The 19,094-nt window shown below is 63.8% G+C and carries 17 protein-coding genes, 1 tRNA gene and 1 pseudogene; 10 read left to right on the forward strand and 9 right to left on the reverse strand.

Annotated features, from left to right (window positions below):
• Positions 1 to 60: 60 nt before the first annotated feature.
• On the forward strand, positions 61 to 2,532 hold the full coding sequence (locus NKH98_RS20845) for a PAS-domain containing protein (RefSeq protein ID WP_352901213.1): 2,472 nt from the start codon (positions 61 to 63) through the stop codon (positions 2,530 to 2,532).
• A 227-nt stretch (positions 2,533 to 2,759) separates the two neighbouring features.
• On the opposite strand, the pseudogene NKH98_RS20850 reads toward NKH98_RS20845, so the two are convergent.
• From NKH98_RS20850 to NKH98_RS20865, 4 genes and pseudogenes are all read right to left on the reverse strand, one after another.
• A pseudogene (locus NKH98_RS20850) lies at positions 2,760 to 3,216 on the reverse strand (ATP-binding protein); the annotation flags it as partial.
• A gap of 281 nt (positions 3,217 to 3,497) precedes the next feature.
• Positions 3,498 to 4,424 (reverse strand): D-alanyl-D-alanine-carboxypeptidase/endopeptidase AmpH, encoded by a 927-nt coding sequence (gene ampH / locus NKH98_RS20855; protein ID WP_352901172.1) that lies wholly within the window; start codon positions 4,422 to 4,424, stop codon positions 3,498 to 3,500.
• Entirely contained in the window at positions 4,385 to 4,621 is a 237-nt protein-coding gene (locus NKH98_RS20860; RefSeq protein ID WP_352901175.1) for a hypothetical protein, read from the reverse strand. Before NKH98_RS20860 ends, ampH begins: the two co-directional genes overlap by 40 nt.
• Before the next feature lie 489 nt (positions 4,622 to 5,110).
• On the reverse strand, positions 5,111 to 6,610 hold the full coding sequence (locus NKH98_RS20865) for a helicase HerA domain-containing protein (protein WP_352901178.1): 1,500 nt from the start codon (positions 6,608 to 6,610) through the stop codon (positions 5,111 to 5,113).
• A gap of 167 nt (positions 6,611 to 6,777) precedes the next feature.
• On the opposite strand from NKH98_RS20865, the gene NKH98_RS20870 reads away from it, so the two are divergent.
• Positions 6,778 to 6,909, forward strand: coding sequence for a LysR substrate-binding domain-containing protein (locus NKH98_RS20870; RefSeq protein ID WP_352901181.1), 132 nt, complete (start codon positions 6,778 to 6,780; stop codon positions 6,907 to 6,909).
• Positions 6,910 to 7,012: 103 nt separating this feature from the next.
• A complete protein-coding gene (locus NKH98_RS20875) occupies positions 7,013 to 7,450 on the forward strand; it encodes a hypothetical protein (RefSeq protein WP_352901184.1) in 438 nt (145 codons plus the stop codon).
• Positions 7,451 to 7,622: 172 nt separating this feature from the next.
• On the opposite strand, the gene NKH98_RS20880 is transcribed toward NKH98_RS20875, so the two are convergent.
• A tRNA-Ala gene (locus NKH98_RS20880) sits at positions 7,623 to 7,698 on the reverse strand.
• Positions 7,699 to 7,861: 163 nt separating this feature from the next.
• Positions 7,862 to 8,251, reverse strand: a complete 390-nt coding sequence (locus NKH98_RS20885) for a TIGR02300 family protein (protein WP_254816066.1) — start codon at positions 8,249 to 8,251, stop codon at positions 7,862 to 7,864.
• A gap of 194 nt (positions 8,252 to 8,445) precedes the next feature.
• Between NKH98_RS20885 and aroA the strand changes: the two genes are divergently transcribed.
• From aroA to rpsA, 3 genes are all read left to right on the forward strand, one after another.
• The gene (gene aroA / locus NKH98_RS20890; RefSeq protein ID WP_352509789.1) at positions 8,446 to 9,804 is read left to right on the forward strand and encodes a 3-phosphoshikimate 1-carboxyvinyltransferase; all 1,359 of its coding nucleotides are present in this window, start codon (positions 8,446 to 8,448) and stop codon (positions 9,802 to 9,804) included.
• A gap of 260 nt (positions 9,805 to 10,064) precedes the next feature.
• On the forward strand, positions 10,065 to 10,715 hold the full coding sequence (cmk, locus tag NKH98_RS20895) for a (d)CMP kinase (RefSeq protein ID WP_352901187.1): 651 nt from the start codon (positions 10,065 to 10,067) through the stop codon (positions 10,713 to 10,715).
• 202 nt (positions 10,716 to 10,917) lie between these two features.
• On the forward strand, positions 10,918 to 12,615 hold the full coding sequence (gene rpsA, locus NKH98_RS20900) for a 30S ribosomal protein S1 (protein ID WP_023676278.1): 1,698 nt from the start codon (positions 10,918 to 10,920) through the stop codon (positions 12,613 to 12,615).
• A 106-nt stretch (positions 12,616 to 12,721) separates the two neighbouring features.
• Here rpsA and NKH98_RS20905 read toward each other — a convergent pair whose 3' ends face one another.
• Genes NKH98_RS20905 through NKH98_RS20915 form a run of 3 tightly spaced genes read right to left on the reverse strand, consistent with a single transcriptional unit; the run spans position 12,722 to position 15,912 of the window.
• Positions 12,722 to 13,429 carry an SDR family NAD(P)-dependent oxidoreductase gene (locus tag NKH98_RS20905; protein WP_352901190.1) on the reverse strand — a complete coding sequence of 236 codons (708 nt, stop codon included), beginning with the start codon at positions 13,427 to 13,429 and terminating at the stop codon, positions 12,722 to 12,724.
• Between the two features lie 57 nt (positions 13,430 to 13,486).
• Positions 13,487 to 15,067 (reverse strand): 5-guanidino-2-oxopentanoate decarboxylase, encoded by a 1,581-nt coding sequence (locus tag NKH98_RS20910; RefSeq protein ID WP_254816061.1) that lies wholly within the window; start codon positions 15,065 to 15,067, stop codon positions 13,487 to 13,489.
• Positions 15,064 to 15,912 carry a dimethylarginine dimethylaminohydrolase family protein gene (locus NKH98_RS20915; RefSeq protein ID WP_352901216.1) on the reverse strand — a complete coding sequence of 283 codons (849 nt, stop codon included), beginning with the start codon at positions 15,910 to 15,912 and terminating at the stop codon, positions 15,064 to 15,066. Before NKH98_RS20915 ends, NKH98_RS20910 begins: the two co-directional genes overlap by 4 nt.
• A 217-nt stretch (positions 15,913 to 16,129) precedes the next feature.
• Between NKH98_RS20915 and NKH98_RS20920 the strand changes: the two genes are divergently transcribed.
• From NKH98_RS20920 to NKH98_RS20935, 4 genes are all read left to right on the forward strand, one after another.
• Positions 16,130 to 16,939, forward strand: coding sequence for an ABC transporter ATP-binding protein (locus tag NKH98_RS20920; RefSeq protein WP_352901194.1), 810 nt, complete (start codon positions 16,130 to 16,132; stop codon positions 16,937 to 16,939).
• 54 nt (positions 16,940 to 16,993) lie between these two features.
• Positions 16,994 to 17,788: a transporter substrate-binding domain-containing protein gene (locus NKH98_RS20925; protein ID WP_352901197.1), complete on the forward strand. Its 795-nt coding sequence runs from the start codon at positions 16,994 to 16,996 to the stop codon at positions 17,786 to 17,788.
• Positions 17,789 to 17,914: 126 nt separating this feature from the next.
• Positions 17,915 to 18,646 carry an ABC transporter permease gene (locus tag NKH98_RS20930; RefSeq protein WP_254816058.1) on the forward strand — a complete coding sequence of 244 codons (732 nt, stop codon included), beginning with the start codon at positions 17,915 to 17,917 and terminating at the stop codon, positions 18,644 to 18,646.
• Positions 18,646 to 19,094 (forward strand): ABC transporter permease subunit (locus tag NKH98_RS20935; RefSeq protein ID WP_352754086.1); only part of this gene is annotated, 449 nt, incomplete at its 3' end. The genes NKH98_RS20930 and NKH98_RS20935, both read left to right, overlap by 1 nt.

Raw genomic sequence — 19,094 nt, forward strand, 5'->3', positions numbered from 1 at the left:
CCGGCTGAGATGTCTAGTCTGATGCAGACCAGTGTGGCCGGACTGTTCCGACTCGCCGAGATGCTTGAACGCCTCGGCATACGCGGCCGGCTGTTGCTCGCCTTTTTCGGGATCAGCGCCCTTGCGGTGCTGGCAACCGCTGCGGCGCTTTATGCCTTCCTCCAGGTTGGCGACGTCGTCGACCGAATTACCACGGATCGAGTACCGTCGGCGCTCGCCTCCCTCCAGCTGTCGCGTCAGGCCGAACGGGTCGCTGCTGCCGCGCCATCGGTGCTGGCAGCGACAAGCAGGGCTCAGCACAGCGAGGTGTCGGCTGCCGTCGCGCTCGAGATGTCCCGCCTCGAGGCCCTGCGCACGGACCTCCGGGATGCCACGCTGGGCACAGTGCATTTGGCCGAGATCGAGGAAGCCGCGATTGTTCTGAGGCGCAACCTGAAGGAGCTCGACTCTCTTGTTGTCGCCCGGCTCGACGTGGTCGCCCGCAAGGAGGAGCTCCTGAACCGCCTCGCCGCGACGACGACCGGAGCCCAGCGCCTTGTCGCCACTGGCATCCTAGTAATGGATTCCAGGCTCCCGCAATGGCGGGCGGTCGCGGCCGATACGTCGCTGTCGCCCGATCGACGCGCAGCGGCGATGGCCGAGCTGGTCCAGGCGATTGCGGCCTACATCCCCCAGCAGAAGGCGCAGCTGGAGATCTCGGCGGTCAACGACGCGCTGGTAAAGGTCGCGAACGCGCCGACGCCGGGCGACCTGGCGTTGATCCTTTTTCCGCTACGCCGTTCGCTCACTGCTCTTGAAAAGGTTTCCACGGAGATCGACGAAAAGCTGCGGACCCGCTTCCGGCAGCGTGTCGACGAGTTCAAGGGTTTGACCGACGGCGAGGACAGCATCCGCAAGGCGCGAGAGGACGAGTTTGCTGTCCTGGCACAGGGCGAAAGGCTTCTGGCCGAGAACAATCGACTGTCGCGCAATCTCACCGCTGGCGTCGATCGCCTGGTCGCCATGGCAGACCAGGAGATCGCTGCGTCCGGTCGCGAAGCCGCGCTCGTCCAGCGCTACGGCACCGCGGTTGTGCTCGGCTCCGCCTTCCTCAGCCTCCTGAGTTCGGTTCTGGTTGTCTGGCTCTATGTCGACCGCAGCCTCCTCGCCCGACTGGGGGCCGTGAGCCAAGGCATGCTCGCGATTGCGGGGGGCAACCTTCATGCGCCGCTGCCGGCGGCGGGCAGTGACGAAATCGGGCGCATGGCCCAAGCGCTGAGGCTCTTCCGGGATACTGCTGTCGAGGTCGAGGAAAAGAACCTGCGCGACGTTGCAGAAGCGCGTCAGCGGCTAGTCGATGCCATCGAAAGCATTTCCGAAGGTTTCGCTCTCTATGACAGAGAGGACCGGCTTGTCCTAAGCAACAGCCGCTACCGCGAACTGCTTTACGCTGGCCTGGAGACCGAGCTAACCCCTGGCACAGCATTCGAGGAGATCATTCGCCGATCCGCCGAGCGCGGCTACATCAGGGACGCCGAGGGGCGGGTCGAGGAGTGGGTTGCCGAGCGCCTGTGGCGACACCGCAATCCTGGCGAACCATGGGTGCAGCGGCGAGGCGACGGCCGATGGATCATGATCAGCGAGCGGCGGATCAGCGCCGGCGGCACGGTCGCCGTCTATTCGGACATCACCGAGCTGAAGCAAAGGGAGGAGAACCTCGCCGAGAAGTCCGCGGCCCTAGAGGCGCTTTCCAGCAAGCTGGCCAAATACCTGGCGCCGCAAGTGTACAGCTCGATATTCGCCGGCCGCCAAGACGTTAGAATCGCCAGCCAGCGCAAGAAACTGACAATATGCTTCTCCGATATCGCCGGCTTTACCGAGACCACTGACAAAATGGAATCCGAGGATCTCACCCAGCTCCTCAATCACTATCTGACGGAAATGTCGAAAATTGCTTCGGATCACGGCGCGACGATCGACAAATATGTCGGCGACGCGATCCTGATGTTTTTCGGCGACCCTGAGACGCGCGGCGTCAAGGAGGACGCGCTGGCGTGTGTGCAGATGGCTCTCACCATGCAAAAGCGGATGAGCGAACTTGCCGAAATCTGGCGTGACATTGGAATTGAGACACCGCTGCGCTGCCGCATCGGCATCCATACCGACTACTGCACTGTCGGTAACTTCGGCAGCGAGGACCGGATGGATTACACGATAATCGGCGGCGCCGTGAATCTCGCCTCGCGCCTGGAACAGGAGGCGCCACCGGGGACCGTCCTCATTTCCTACGAGACGTTTGCGCAAGTGAAGGACATGATCGACTGTGAGGAGATGGGGCACGTCCAGGTCAAGGGGATCGCCTATCCCGTTGCCACCTACCGCGTCATCGATCTGAAGGCCAATCTAGCCGGCGCTTGTGGCGCCGTTCGAACCGAGCTGCCGCACTTCAGGCTGGAACTTGAACCGGAGCTGATGTCCGCTGACGAGCGTGGCGATGCCGCCACTGCGCTTCGAGACGCGCTGGATCGGCTTTCCCACAAGCCCGGGCAGTAGGGCTTGGTTCACAACGACCCTCCCATGGACGCAAGGGGTAGGATGTGGGACGCAGCTTATCGGCGCTGTCGATGCGAAGGCCACAGAACGGTCGCAGTCAGTCTTTGAACTCGGGCGGAACGTCGGCATCGGAGCCGAGACTTAACATTCACAGCATCACTGGCAAGGTCCGGATATGGCGCTTTGCTGATGTTGAGCGACGTCAGTTTTCGCCTAAACCACCCCAATCAAACAGCCACCCTCCCCTGCTCCGCCTCCTCCGCATTCGGATCGCCCGGCGCCGTCGCCCAGGCGAGCTCCACCAGCGTCACCGTCCGCCTTCCGACCCCGTCGAGCTGGCACACGATCAGCCCGTGCTCCTCGATATAGGTCAGCAGGCGCCGGGCGCGGCGTAGTGAGTGCGAGCCATAGGCGCGGGCGATCGCCGCGTCGCTCGGACAGGGCCAGCCCTCCTTGGCCGCGCGGGCGATCATCAGGAACACGCCTTGCATATCCTCGGGCAGCAGCGAGGCGCGCGCCGAGACGTCTTGCCAAGCGTCGTCGCCTGCCATGTCGGAGCCCAAGCCGGCGCGGGCGCGCGTCAGCATGCGGCGGAACTCGGGCAGATCCGGCACGACCGAGGCCAGGCCCTCGATGCGGCAGCGGACCAACGCCGATGACAGGGAATCCCGCGTCGGGTTGCGCCACGAGGCGGCTGATGCTGTCGGGACTGCAAGCAGCGCGGCATTCGCGGTCGGCTACGAAAGCGGAATGCCAAGAGGCGAGAGGCAGAACCTTGGCCGCCGCTTGAGCAGGCCGTGAGCAGCGATGAAGCGGGTCGGGCGCCGGCAAAAGGTCGTCCTCAGGAGGGGACAGCTAAGCGGTCGGCCAGCCGGTGTCGCGCTTGCCTTGCCACGAAACATGCCGTCCGTCAGGCCCCTCCACAGCGTTAATCATCGCGCACGTTCCCCCTGATCAGCGCGAAATCAGCGTGGAGCGATCTCTGCGACGAGATCGTTCGTCGTCTTGACCCCCGCCATGAAGCCGGCGGCATTGAATTCGTTCATGACGAAGAAGGCGCCGACGCCGCGTGTCGGTGCAATCGCAACATAGAGAAACATCCCTTGCAGGCCGCCGCTCTTCTGGAGGATGAGCGGGCGATGCTCGTTGGGGAGCATGATGACCCATCCGAGACCCATGGCGTCCATCGGGCCGCCGTCATCCAGCCCCACCACCGACGCGAGCCCGTCCCGGTACAAGAAAGCCGCATGGTTCACGAGGCGGAACTCGGCCTCGGCCGCGGAAGGCTTGTTGTCGACATGCCAGTTCATCCAGCGCAGCAGGTCGTCCGCGGTCGAGTACAATCCACCGGCGCACTCGATGGCTGTGCTCGTCGGCACGATGGGCATGGGGCTGCCGTCGAAGTTATGGCCCTGCATCAGGCGCGGCTGGTCCTCCGGTCTTGGGTTGAAAACCGTGTCTTTCATGCCGAGAGGATCGAGGACACGCTCCCGAAGGACCTCGGCGTAAGGCTTTCCAGAGACATTCGCGAGCGCCGCTCCGAGGAGGTCGTATCCGAAGTTCGAATAGAGAACGGCGGTGCCCGGCGCGAACAGCAGCGGATTGTCCTTGAGGGCGGCAATCTGCGCCTCTTTGGTGTTCGTAGAGAAGGGATCGGAGGGGGGCGCCTCGGCCCGCGGCACCTCCCGCGGAAGGCCCGAAGCTTGCGCGACGAGATCGATCAGACGGATGGCGCGGCCGTCCTTCTCCGGGAGCGTGACGTCCCAGCCAAGGCGATCCTGCAGCCGGTCCGTGAGCTGTACCTTGCCGTCGATCGCCAGCGAGGAAAGCACGCTGCCGCAGAACACTTTGCTCACTGACGCGATGCGGAACATTGTGTCGCCGTCGGGCACTTTTCACTCCCGTCGGCAATCTTGCCGAAACCGGCCAAGGCCGTCTCGCCGTTGCGCACGGCGCCGAAGATCAGGCCAGGCACCTTGGTGGAGAGATACAGGATCGTACCGTTGAACTGCACCGCTTCCGTCAGCAGCTTGTCCTCGGCATGTCCATGAGAGGGAATGGCTGCAATTGCCGTCAAGGCGATGGCCATAAGTCGGCGCGATCGAGACAAACGCATTGCCAACTCCTTGGATAAAGCTGCAGAATAAAATCTTTGGAAAAAGGGCCGCCGCGTAGTATCTTACCATCTCGCCAGAAGCAGGAGATGTCAACAGAACGAACCGAAGGGGGTAATCGGCGGCGGTAGCGTAATTCCGGCGGCTATTTGCGCTACAGTCTTGCCGTATTTCTTGTCCTTCGTCAGTTGATCGGGGCTGATCTCTTCATTGGAAAACTGACCCGCGGGTAATCTAGAAGATATGTAAAGCGCCGTCGGCAGGAGTGCTGTAGCGTCGAACAACTTACAATAGGCGGATCTGCGTCGCGCCAATCGTCGTCGTATGATGAAGACCGGGCAGAAAGAGCTGTGGCGGGCCAGCGAGGCCCTATTTGCGCAAAAAAAAGACTCGCCGCTGTACCTGCCGCTTAGTCATACATCGCCTTGATGCGTGGCATTCCCCTTGCGCGCTCGGCCGCCGCCTCACACCGCCAACATCCCCTGCTCCACCTCCGCCGCATTGGGATCTCCCGGTGCCGTCGCCCAGGCCAGCTCCACCAGCGTCACCGTCCGCCGCCCGACCCCGTCGAGCTGGCACACGATCAGCCCCTGCTCCTCGATATAGGTCAGCAGGCGGCGGGCGCGGCGTAGTGAGTGTGAGCCATAGGCGCGGGCGATCGCCGCGTCGCTCGGACAGGGCCAGCCCTCCTTGGCCGCGCGGGCGATCATCAGGAACACGCCTTGCATATCCTCGGGCAGCAGCGAGGCGCGCGCCGAGACGTCTTGCCAAGCGTCGTCGCCTGCCATGTCGGAGCCCAAGCCGGCGCGGGCGCGCGTCAGCATGCGGCGGAACTCGGGCAGATCCGGCACGACCGAGGCCAGGCCCTCGATGCGGCAGCGGACGACGAACTCCTGATAGAGCACGCCGATGACGCGGAAGCCGGCATCTGGCTGCGCCAGTACGGCGCGCAGCACCCGGTCGACGCGCTCGCGCCGCTCCGCCAAGTCCTCGGCGCTGATCGGCGGCTCCACCGCTTCGGGGCGGATTTCCAGCGCCGCCGATTTTGCCGCCATCAGCTGATCGAGCAGGTCCGGCGATGACCGGCGCTGCGGCCGGACGGTTTCGGGCGGCGGGGCCGCCAGGATGACCGCGCGGGCATCTTCCAACGCCGATTCCGGCAGCGGCATGAGGCGCGGGGTCGCGTTGCGCGGGCTTGTGTCGGTCGGGCCGATGCGCAAGCCGAGCGGACGGCGCGACAGCGCCGGGCCGAGCGCCATGAACTGCCCGCGCTCGAGGTCGCGAAAGGCTTCCGCCTGGCGCCGCTCCATGCCGAGCAGGTCGGCGGCGCGCGCCATGTCGATATCGAGAAAGGTCCGGCCCATGAGGAAATTGGAAGCCTCGGCGGCGACGTTCTTGGCAAGCTTGGCGAGCCGCTGGGTGGCGATGATCCCGGCCAGCCCGCGTTTGCGGCCACGGCACATCAGGTTGGTCATGGCGCCGAGAGAGAGCTTGCGCGCCTCGTCCGAAACCTCGCCGGCAACCGCCGGCGCGAACAGCTGCGCCTCGTCCACCACCACCAGCATCGGATACCAGTGATCGCGGGCGACCTCGAAAAGCCCGCCGAGGAAGGCGGCGGCGCGCCGCATCTGGTTCTCGGCGTCGAGCCCCTCGAGATTGAGCACCGTGGAGACGCGGTGGATGCGCGCCCGCTCGCCGGCGCTCTGCAGGCCGCGCTCGGTATGCTCCTCGGCGTCGATCACCAGGTGGCCAAAACGGTCGCCCAGTGTCACGAAGTCGCCTTCGGGATCGATGATCGTCTGCTGCACCCAGGGCGCACTCTGCTCCAAGAGCCGGCGCAGCAGGTGGGACTTGCCGGAGCCAGAATTGCCCTGCACCAAAAGGCGTGTCGCCAGCAGCTCCTCAAGATCCAGTGCCGCCGGGGCGCCTGCGCTCGTGTGGCCCATCTCGATCGCAACCGTCATGTCTTCGACTCTCCTTAAGGAGAGGGCTTATCAACGGGGTGGCAGCCCGTCGAGCGCCCATGGCAGAGCGCTCCGTGTTGCGCACAGGCTGGATGCTGCTCACGATCAAGGATCGTAGAGGATTGGAATGAAACGGGCCGTTTCGATTCGATAAGGAGGCGGTGCGGATGTTTCGCAGCCGTTATCCGGAGGTCGAGGTGGATCTCATCGGGATGAATTCGCCATTGCTTGAAAGGGCACTCGCCGCCGGCGAGATCGACCTCGGCGTGCTGCATCCCCGCTCTCGACCCCGGAGCTGATCGTCCATGGCCTGCCCGACGAGCCGCTGGTGCTGGCGCTTCCGGCAACACAGCGGCTTGCGGCACGCCTTTTACCCACTGTCGTGGCGCCATTCACGAAACGATGAACAACAAAGCTCTCATAATGACTGTATCGATCACTATTTCTGTCGAACGGAACATCCTGGAAAAACTCTCGTTGGGTATAGATCGCGATCCAGCGATGCAACTCGATGGAGACACTAAGATGATGAAAATTCTCTCTGCATCCCTACTTGCTATCGGCCTGGCCACATCTGCCATGGCACAATCAACCGGTTCGGGAACTGGCGGAACTGGTATGAACGGCAATACCGGCGTCGACACGGGCACCGCCGGCAACAGCGGCAACAACGGGACCAGTACCACTACGCCGAACCAGATCGATCCGAATGCAACGAACGCCACCACGCCGCAGACAAACGGTATGGGGGACCGCTGCAAGGATACGGCAGGCAACGACACCGACAACAACACCCCAAGCGGCGCCATGACGTCGGATATGCAGAACTGCAACAAGTAACGGAGTCTTGCTCAGCGGTCGTTTCAGCCCGCTGCCTGGTCCAGACCGGGCACGGGCTCACCGTTTTGGATGGACGGCGAGCCGAGGTCGGCTAGTTGTCTCAGGTAGGTCCGCGACAGATGGCGGCCAGCCCGGGACGGGCAGCCGTTCTGCTGATTTTCGCGGAGAGAACTGGTGGAGCCAATCGGAATCGAACCGACGACCTCTTGAATGCCATTCAAGCGCTCTCCCAACTGAGCTATGGCCCCACTCCGGCAGTTCGCCGGCGCCGTTTCCGGCGAAGAGATCCGGCGCGGGTTCTAGACCGCGCCGTTCGTGCAGGCGGCTTCTAACCCCGCCTTCAGTCAATATCAAGCCTTCAACAACCGCTTTTTCTAGGCGGCGCGGCGAAAGCCGGCGAATGCGGTTCGCTCAGACTTCGTCGTCGTCGTCGCCGACGCCGATCATGTCGGCAACGTCGTCGTCTTCTTCCTCCTCGTCGGCGAGGAATGTGTCATCCTCATCATCGCCAAGGTCGACGTCGTCCTCGTCATCGGCGAGATCGGGAAGCTCGTCGGCCTTCGCGTCCTCGTCCGCCTCTTCGAGCGAGACGACCTCGACGCCCTCTTCCTCCTCGGCGTCCACTTCCTTTTCGGCAACTTCCTCTTCTTCCTCGAGGGCGGCGATCTTGCCTTCTTCGAAATAGGAGCGCGGATAGCTCTTGCCCGTATAAGGCGAGACGATCGGGTCCTTGTTCAAGTCATAGAATTTTCGACCCGTCTCCGGGTCGATGCGTTTGGTGCCAAGTTCGGGTTTTGCCACAGCAAGCCTCGTCGATGAAAGTTTGGTCCCCTTAACCAGAGTTTACGGCGCTGTCAAAGCGAAAAGCCGGCGTCCCAAAAAGCGTGAATTCGATGGCCTTCGTACCAAGGGGATGACCATTTCGGTCCGCCATGGTAGGAGACCGCGCAAACCAGAAGAAAATAGCCGGGCGCCGGCGTTTCCAGGAAAGAACCATGTCGCACGCTGCTGCCCCGAAACAGGCCACCGCCCGCAAATCATCTGGCCTTTCAGGTGCGGCACGGGTGCCGGGCGACAAGTCGATCTCGCACCGCTCGTTCATGTTCGGTGGCCTGGCCTCTGGCGAAACCCGCATCACCGGGCTGCTGGAAGGCGAGGACGTAATGCGTACGGGCGCTGCCATGAAGGCGATGGGCGCTCATATCGAAAAGCATGGCACCGAGTGGGTGATCCGCGGCACCGGCAATGGCGCGCTGCTGCAGCCGGAAGGCCCACTCGATTTCGGCAATGCCGGCACGGGCTCCCGCCTCACCATGGGCCTGGTCGGCACCTATGACATGGAAACCACCTTCATCGGCGACGCCTCGCTGTCCGGCCGGCCGATGGGCCGCGTGCTCGAGCCGCTGCGCCAGATGGGCGTGCAGGTGCTGAAGGCGACGCCTGGCGACCGCATGCCGATCACGCTGCACGGGCCCAAACACGCCGCGCCGATCACCTACCGCGTGCCGATGGCATCGGCACAAGTCAAGTCGGCGGTGCTGCTGGCTGGGCTGAACACGCCGGGCATCACCACCGTCATCGAGCCGGTGATGACGCGCGATCACACCGAAAAGATGCTCAAGGGATTCGGCGCCAATCTGTCGGTCGAGACCGACGAGCGCGGCGTGCGCCACATTTTCATCGAAGGCCAGGGCAAGCTCACCGGGCAGACCATCGCGGTGCCAGGCGACCCCTCCTCGGCGGGCTTTCCACTGGTGGCGGCGCTGATCGTGCCAGGCTCGGACATTACAATCGAAAACGTGCTGATGAACCCGACCCGCACCGGACTTCTGTTGACGCTGCAGGAAATGGGCGCGCGCATCGACATAATCGACCCGCGCAACGAAGGCGGCGAGGACGTCGCCGACCTGCGCGTGCGCTATTCCGAGCTGAAGGGCGTCACCGTGCCGCCCGAACGGGCGCCGACCATGATCGACGAGTATCCGGTGCTTGCCGTGGCGGCCAGCTTCGCCGAGGGCGAAACGCTGATGCTCGGGCTGGAAGAGCTTCGGGTGAAGGAATCCGATCGGCTGTCGGCGGTCGCCAACGGGCTAACGCTCAACGGCGTCGACTGCACCGAGGGCGAGGCCTCGCTTGTCGTGCGTGGAAAGCCGGGCGGCAAGGGATTGGGCCAGCACCCAAATGGACAAGGCACCATCGTCCAGACCCACCTCGACCACCGCATCGCCATGAGTTTTCTGGTGATGGGGCTGGCGACGGAAAAACCCGTGACCATCGACGACCAGGCGATGATTGCTACGAGCTTTCCGGAATTCATGGGGCTGATGAAGGGGCTGGGGGCGGAGATCGAGTGACAGTTGATGGCAATCGCAAACCTTGGAGATTGGGCGCCAACATCCTTCCCTTCGTCATCCTGGGGCGAAGCAAGGAGCGAAGCGACGCGGCGAAGACCCCAGGATCCATGCCGTGACGTCAGAGCATCGCAACGGTTCAGAATTCTGGCCCGCCGCATCTCTCGGTACATGTCACGGCATGGATCCCAGGGTCTCCGCGACGGAGCTTCGCTCCTGCTCCGCCCTGGGATGACGAAGGCGCGAGGGCTGGTCCACTGCCAATGAGCATCCCTTTTACCATCGCCATCGACGGCCCCGCCGGCGCCGGCAAGGGCACGCTGGCCCGACGGCTGGCCGACCACTACCGGCTGAACCTGCTCGACACCGGCCTTACCTATCGCGCGGTGGCGCATGCGCTGCTCCGGCTCGGCCTGCCGCTCGACAATGTTTCGGCCGCTGAAACCGCGGCCCGGCAGGTCGATCCGGCAAAGCTCGACCGCGCAGTGCTTTCGGCACACGCCGTTGGCGAGGCGGCTTCGAAAGTGGCAGTGATCCCGTCGGTGCGGCGCATCCTGGTCGAGAAACAGCGTGACTTCGCAAGAACACCGCCTGGCGCGGTGCTCGACGGCCGCGACATCGGCACCGTCGTCTGTCCCGATGCCGACGTAAAACTCTATGTCACGGCCAGTGCCGAGGTGCGGGCAAAGCGGCGGCTGGATGAAATCGAGAGCATCGGCGGCACTGCCAATTTCGACGAAATCCTTGCCGATATCGTGCGCCGCGACGAGCGCGACATGGGCCGCGTGGACTCGCCATTGAAGCCGGCCGCCGATGCGCACTTGCTCGACACGTCGGAAATGGCTATAGAGGCCGCGTTTCTGGCAGCTCAGGCGATCGTCGACGACGTCCTGGCTAAGAGAAACGAAGCCTGAGCCGGGTTTTCCTGCCGCCGCCGATTGCCGGCGACCAAAGAATTCCCATATTGGGCGTGAACCAGCCTGCCAGCATTCTTCATGCGCCGGAATTGCCGCTCAAGGGCGGCCAAGGGCTTTTTGCCCGGAACGCCGGCAGGCCAACGCAACGCTAACCACGGCGCCCGCCCCGCGACAGATGCGGGGCATTCCAGGAGAAACTATGTCAGTTGCAAACCCCACTCGCGATGATTTCGCGAGCCTGCTCGAAGAATCATTTTCCGCCGGCCATTCCGGCGAAGGCCAGGTCGTCAAGGGCATCATCACTGCCATTGAGAAGGACATGGCTATCATCGATGTCGGCCTCAAGGTCGAAGGCCGCGTGCCGCTGAAGGAATTCGGCGTCAAGGGCAAGGACACGACGCTCAAGGTCGGCGACACGGTCGAGGTCTATGTCGAGCGTATCGAAAATGCGCTTGGCGAAGCCATGCTGTCGCGTGAGAAGGCCCGCCGCGAAGAGAGCTGGGTCCGTCTCGAAGAGAAGTTCACCAAGGGCGAACGCGTCGAAGGCGTCATCTTCAACCAGGTCAAGGGCGGCTTCACCGTCGACCTCGACGGCGCCGTGGCCTTCCTGCCGCGCAGCCAGGTCGACATCCGCCCGATCCGCGACGTCTCGCCGCTGATGCACAACCCGCAGCCCTTCGAGATCCTCAAGATGGATCGCCGCCGCGGCAACATCGTGGTGTCGCGCCGCACCGTGCTCGAGGAAAGCCGCGCCGAACAGCGTTCGGAAATCGTGCAGAACCTCGAAGAAGGCCAGGTGGTCGAAGGCGTCGTCAAGAACATCACCGACTATGGTGCGTTCGTCGACCTCGGCGGCATCGACGGCCTGCTGCACGTCACCGACATGGCCTGGCGCCGTGTCAACCATCCGACCGAAATCCTCAATATCGGCCAGACGGTCAAGGTGCAGATCATCCGCATCAACCAGGAAACCCACCGCATCTCGCTCGGCATGAAGCAGCTCGAGAGCGATCCGTGGTCCGAGATCGGCACCAAGTTCCCGATCGGCAAGAAGATCAAGGGTACCGTCACCAACATCACCGACTACGGCGCGTTCGTCGAGCTGGAGCCGGGCATCGAAGGCCTCATCCACGTTTCGGAAATGTCGTGGACCAAGAAGAACGTGCATCCCGGCAAGATCCTGTCGACAACGCAGGAAGTCGACGTTGTGGTGCTCGAAGTCGATCCGGCCAAGCGCCGTATCTCGCTCGGCCTCAAGCAGACGCTGGAGAACCCGTGGGAGGCCTTCGCGCGCAGCCATCCGGTCGGCAGCCAGGTTGAGGGCGAGGTCAAGAACAAGACCGAGTTCGGCCTGTTTATCGGCCTCGAAGGCGACGTCGACGGCATGGTCCACCTTTCCGACCTCGATTGGACCCGTCCGGGCGAGCAGGTGATCGAGGAGTACAATCGCGGCGACATGGTCAAGGCGCAGGTGCTCGACGTCGACATCGACAAGGAGCGCATCTCGCTCGGCATCAAGCAGTTGGCCAAGGACACGGTCGGCGAAGCCGCGACGTCGGGCGAACTGCGCAAGAACGCAGTCGTCACCTGCGAGGTTATCGGCGTGAAGGATGGCGGTCTGGAAGTGCGGCTGGTCGACAGCGGCATCGAGACCTTCATCAAGCGCTCCGACCTCAGCCGTGACCGCGACGAGCAGCGCCCCGAGCGCTTCACCGTCGGCCAGAAGGTCGACGCCCGCGTCATCGCCTTCGACAAGAAGACCCGCAAACTGCAGGTCTCCATCAAGGCGCTGGAAATCGCCGAAGAGAAGGAAGCGGTCGCCCAATACGGTTCGACCGACTCCGGCGCTTCGCTGGGCGACATCCTTGGCGCCGCGCTGAAGAAGCAGGGCAGCTAAGCCAATACCGCGCTTCGCGCGGGTTATAAACGAAACAAAAGAGCCCCGCCGGAACGATCCGGCGGGGCTTTTGCTTGTGACCTTTTGCTTGTGACGAGCGGCAGGCTTAGGCCCTGCCGTAAAGCGGCACCAGCGTGCCGCTGATGGCCATGTTGGCCGGCGATGCGAGATAGGCAATGGCCTCGGCGGCCGCTTCAAGGCTGACCCATCTGCTGAAATCTGCGTTCGGCATGTCAGCCCGGTTGGCCGGCGTGTCGAGAGTCGAGGGCGCCACGGCGTTGACCAGAATGCCGTTGCCCTTCAGCTCTTCGGCCATTGCCACGGTCATCGCGGCGACTGCCGCCTTGGCGGCGGCGTAGGCCACCTTGCCGGAGCCGCGCCGCGGGTCGAGCCCGGCTCGCGCGGTGACATTGACGATGCGGCCCGGCACGGAAGATTCCAGCATCGAGCGTATCGCCGCGCGGCAGCACAGGAAGGTGGTGCGGGCGTTGGTGTCCATCATCTCGGCGAAGGAGGCGGGCTCGATCTTCTCGACCGGCGCGGCGGTGAAGCCGCCGGCCAGATGCACCGATGCCCATAAATTCGGAACGCTGGCATAGAAGGCGTCGACCTTGGCAGGGTCGGCGAGGTCGACGTTATGCGCCAACCTGACGCGGTCATGCGCCGGGAAGGGGAAATGTGCAGGCGCGGCAGCGTGAGCGTTGGGCAGATGGCAGATCGCGCCCTGCTCCAGCAGGTTCCCTACGACCGCGCCGCCAAGGGCACCGGTGCCGCCGGTCACCACGATATGTCTGCCGTCCAGTGTTTCCGTCATATTCGACCGCTCCGTCATTGCGCGCCGCCGATGCGGAAGGTCGCGCCTTTCGCGCGATCACTCAACCGAAATCTCGATGACGTAAGGTCGTCCAGTCGCCCGCGCGCGCCCAAGCGCGTCCGCCAAGCCGCCGGCGCCGGAAATCCGCTCGGCGGCAATGCCGTAGGCTTCGGCCAATTTGCAGAAATCCGGCGGTGCCGGGGAGACGCCGACCGGCTCGACGCCGACGTCGAGCATCGAGGTTTCGATCTCGCGGTAGCCGCGATTGTTCCAGACGGCGAAGATCACCGGCGCCGCAGCGTCGAGCGCGGCGCCCAGTTCCGGCAGGGTGAACTGGAAGCCGCCGTCGCCGGTGAGGCAAACGACCGGCGCCTCAGGCCTGGCAAGGACGGCGCCGATCGCCGCCGCCGGGCCATAGCCAAGCGCGCCGAAGCCGGTGGCCGCGTTGAACCAGCCGCCCGGCCGGTCATGATCGTAATAGAGGTTGGCGGCGTAGACCGGCTGGGTCGAATCGCCGACGATGATCGCGCCAGGCAGCGCATCGCGGATCGTCTCGACGGCGCGCAGTTGCGCCTGCATAGCCGGGCCGATCTCGGCAAAGGCCGCTTGCCGCGTCGCGGCGGCGCGAGCGGCGCCGTCGACCGATTGCGCCTGGCCCGTGCCGAGTTCGGCACGCAGCGCCTCGAGCGCTGCACCGCAATCGGCCTGGATCGAAATCCGGGCCGGCCGGCGGGCAAGCTGGTCGGCGCCGATGTCGATACGGATCAGATTGGCAGGCAGGACAAAACCGCCGTCGCCATAGCCATCATAGTCGGTCGGACCGAATTCGGTGCCGGCGGCAATGACCAGATCGGCGCCGGCCATCAGCGCACGCACCGCCTTCAGGCTGGGACTGGCCGGCACGCCAAGCGGATGGCGATAGAGCAGGCCGCGCGCATTGGCGGTCTGGACGACCGGCGCTCCCAACCTCTCGGCAAGGCGCTGCAACGGTGCTTCGGCCGCTTTGGCGCCGCCGCCGGCCAGGATAAGCGGCCGGCGGGCAGACGCGCATAGCCTTGCCGCCCCGGCAATCGCCGCCACATCCGGCTCGGGCGGCGCTGAATTCCGCAGCAGCGGCACGATGCCGTTGGCAGGCAGGCTCATGACATCGGTCGGGATCTCGATATGCACCGGACCCGGACGCGAGGATGAAAACAGCGCAAAGGCGCGGGCGAGCACGCCGGGCAGTTCGCCGGCCTCGGTGACACGGTGCGAAAACAGCGCCACCTTCTCCATCATGCCGCGCTGGTCCGGCAGTTCATGCAGATGGCCAAGGCCTTTGCCCAGCGTCGGTGTGGCGTTGACGCCCGAGATTACCAGCATCGGCACCGAATCGGCGCGCGCCTGGCCCATGGCGGTGATGGTGTTGGTCAGCCCCGGCCCGGTGATGACGAAGGCGATGCCCGGCCTGCCGCTGGCGCGCGCATAGCCATCAGCCATGAAGCCGGCGCCCTGCTCGTGGCGCGGCGTGACGTGACGGATCTTCGATCGCGCAAGCCCGCGATAGAGCTCGACCGTGTGTACGCCGGGAATGCCGAAGACTGTGTCGACGCCGTGCGCTTCGAGCAAGGTGATGAGCGCTTCCCCGATGGTCGTCATTGTCTTAGCACCGGGCGTGTGAGGCAGGTCGGGCCGCCCTCGCAGGCAATGCACAGCGCATCGGCCTCGAATGTCGAGACCGTACAGCCAGCGGCCTGCATGGCAGCCGCCGTCCTCGGAAAACCGGCAACGGCAATAACCTGGCGCGGCGCGGTCGGCAGGACGTTGAGGCTGAGCCCATTCGAGGCGAAGAATTCGTCGGCGTCGCCCTCGACCAGCCGAATGCCGCGTTCGCGCAGCATCTGGTGGAAGGCGACCGGCAGGAGGGGCGCATAGACCAGCGCCAGATCGTCGGCGAGCGGGCTGATCACCGACATCAGGTGCAGGCAGGCCTCTTCGCCTTGCCAGAGCGGCAGGTCGAAGCCGTAGACCTGGATACCCTTGGGCGAAAGCAGGTTGGAGAGCTGCTGGATGCCGAGCTGATTGGTGCGTACGCCGCGGCCGACGGCCAGCGTGTTTGCATCCACCCACACGCAGTCGCCGCCCTCGACCTGGCCGGGAGCGTCGATACGACCGAGGATGGGGATGCCCATGCGCCCATAGGCTGCCTCGTGCAGGCCTGGCTCGGGCCGGCGCAGCGCCTTGCCCATAGCGAGGATAACCGCGCCGTGGTCGGTCATCAGCGAGGGATCGTGGGTGAAGACCGAATCGGCAAGCCCGTCATCGGCGTCGCTCAGCCATTCGATTTCGGCGCCTGAGACAGAAATCAGCCTGGCCAGCGCATCATGCTGGGCCGCCGCTTTTTGCGGATCGAAGCCGGGGCCATAGTGCCAATCCAGCGCTTCGGCCCGACGCATGGCGCTGGCGGCGGAGCGCATCAGCACGCGCTGCAGCGCCCCGGCCATCGACTGCGACCCGTATGCTTTGCCCACTAAATTCTCCTGAAATGCGCCCCTCCTGCCAATAGCCACTCGGCAGGCGGTGATCAATGGTCCAAAAACTGCGGTTGACGGAGGCAAGCGGAACGGTCCATCTTGAGAATCGGAACGCTGTCCAGTGACGGGTAATGGGTAAAAAATTCCAGCAAGGACTGCCTCGGTCGCTCCGCGGGGCGCCGCGACGATGACAGCGCCCGTCACCGCCCTGAAGCATCAGGCGCAAAACGGCGCTGCCGAAGCCATCCACGTCGAGAACCTGCACAAGAATTTCGGCAACCTGCACGTACTGAAGGGCGTTTCGCTGTCGGCGCGCGACGGCGAGGTGATCGCCATCATCGGCGGCTCAGGCTCGGGCAAATCCACGCTGCTGCGCTGCATCAACTGCCTGGAGAACCCGACCAGCGGCATCATCCGCGTCAATGGCGAGCAGATCCGGTTGAAGGCCGACAGCCACGGCCACACCGTGCCCGCCGACCGCAAGCAGATCGAACGCATCCGCTCCAAGCTCGGCATGGTCTTCCAGAACTTCAATCTGTGGAGCCACATGACGTTGATCGAGAACGTCATCGAGGTTCCCGTGCATGTGCTCGGCGTCAAGCGCGATGTGGCGATCGGCGAGGCGGAAAAGCTGCTCGCCCGCGTCGGCCTTGCCGAAAAACGCGACGTCTATCCGGCCTATCTGTCGGGCGGCCAACAACAGCGCGCCGCGATTGCCAGGGCGCTGGCCATCAATCCGCGCGTCATGCTGTTCGATGAGCCGACCTCGGCGCTCGACCCGGAGCTGGTCGGTGAGGTGCTGAAGGTGATCGGCGACCTGGCGCGCGAAGGCCGCACCATGGTGCTGGTCACCCATGAGATGAAGTTTGCCCGCGAGGTCGCGACGCGTGTCGTCTGCCTCCATAACGGGCTGGTCGAGGAAGAAGGGCCGCCGGAACAGATCTTCGGCGCACCAAAATCCGAAAGGCTGAAGCAGTTTCTGCGCAATGTTGGATGACTTGCGAGAAAGCAGACGGGAACGTCAAAGCAAAAAACGGGAGAACTGAAAGAAATGAAACCTTTTCTCAAAACGGTGCTCGCGGCCACGCTGATCGCATTGTCGGGTGCATTTTCGGCAAGCGCCGAACAGATCAAGGTGGGATTTTCGCCTGAAGCCTATCCGCCGTTTTACTCGCAGGATGCCTCCGGCAAGTGGGGCGGCTGGGAAGTCGACATCGTCAACGCGATCTGCGCCGAAGCCAAGCTGGATTGCGTATTGACGCCAGTCCCATGGGACGGCCTTATCCCGGCGCTTAAAACCAAGAAGATCGATGCAATCATGAATTCGATGTCCATTACCGACGAACGCAAGAAGGAAATCGACTTCTCCGACAAATATTATAACACGCCGACCGCGGTGATCGGCGCCAAGGATCAGAAATTCGATGCGACGCCAGAGGGGCTGAAGGGCAAGATAATCGGCGTTCAGGCCTCCACGGTGCACGCCGCCTACGCCAAGAAGCACTTCACCGACGCTGCGGAAATCAAGGAATACCAGACGCAGGACGAGGCAAATCAGGATCTCGCCGCCGGCCGGATCGATGCCACCCAGGCCGATTCGATCGCGCTCGACGCATTTTTGAAGTCGGATCAAGGCAAAGCGTGCTGCGACCTCAAGGGTTATGTCGCACCGGACCTGGAAGTGCTCGGGCCTGGCGTCGGCGCCGGCGTACGTCAAGGCGACACCGAGCTCAAGGATAAGCTCAATGCCGCAATCAAGGCCATCCGAGCCAATGGCAAGTATGCCGAAATCACCAAGAAGTACTTCGACTTCGACATCTACGGCGGCGAGTCGCAGTCCAACTGACGGCAGCGGCATCAAGCCGGGCAGGCCTAGCCGCCATCGTCGCGAGGGCACGTCCGGCTTGATACATCATTGGCGCCTCAACCCGGAAGTCCAGGGGGACATAAGCTGAGCGACGTTCTCGCCACCATGTTCGGAGCCAGTTCGCTGGAATTGCTGTCCTTCGAACCGCCGAACGGCAGGGGTCTCAACCTTCTGCACGGGCTGGCAAACTCGGTCGGAATTGCCTTCGGTTCCTTTGGGGTCGGTCTTGTGATCGGCGTCGGCGGCGCCTACGGCAAGCTCTATGGCGGACCGGTGGTCCGTGACCTGCTGGAAGTCTACACCACAGTGGTCCGCGCCGTGCCCGAGTTGGTCCTGATCCTGCTGCTTTATTTCGCTGGTACCGACCTCATCAACCAGTTGCTTACCGCGCTCGGCTATGCCGCGATCGATATCAACGGGGTTGTCGCCGGCATAGGTGTGCTCGGGGTCGTGCAGGGCGCCTACTCCACCGAAGTCTTGCGCGGCGCGATCCGCGCCATTCCGCAAGGCCAGATCGAAGCCGCCCGGGCGTATGGAATGCCTCCCGGCCTGCTTCTCAGGCGCATAACGCTGCCGGCAATGCTGCCCTTCGCCATTCCGGGGTTGGCAAATCTGTGGCTGATCGCCACCAAGGACACCGCGCTTCTCGCGATCGTCGGCGTTAATGAACTGACCCAAACCACACGGACGGCAGCCGGCGCGACGAAGGCTTATTTCACCTTCTTCATGGCGGCGGGCGCGCTCTATCTCGTCCTGACCCTCGTCTCCAACATCGCTATCGGGCGCGTTGAGCGCTGGGCACGACGCGGCATGCCTTCGATCGCGGGATCGCATTGATGGCCGCCGAAACTCCGGTCATTGACGCCGCCGCACGGGCCTCGCTGTGGATGCAGCCGCACCGCATCGCGCTGATCCTGATCGCGCTGGTTGTCGTAGTGGCATCGATTTTCCTCATGCGCTGGGATTGGCTGCCGGCCTATCTGCCGCTGGCCTTGCAAGGCATATGGCGGACCATCTGGCTGCTTGTGGTAACGTCGGTGCTGGGCATCGCGCTGGCCATTCCCCTCGGCCTTGCGCAGGTGATCGGCCCGCCGATCTTGAGTGTGCCGGCCAAGGTGTTCTGCACGATTATTCGCGGCACGCCGCTGCTGCTCCAGCTCTGGCTGCTCTACTACGGACTGGGTTCGCTGTTTCCGCAATTTCCTTGGATACGCGAGTCGTTCCTCTGGCCCATTCTAAGGCAGGCATGGCCCTACGCCGTTCTTTCTCTGACGATCTCGTATGC

The sequence above is a fragment of the Mesorhizobium sp. M0833 genome, assembly GCF_040319905.1.
Lineage (GTDB): Bacteria > Pseudomonadota > Alphaproteobacteria > Rhizobiales > Rhizobiaceae > Mesorhizobium.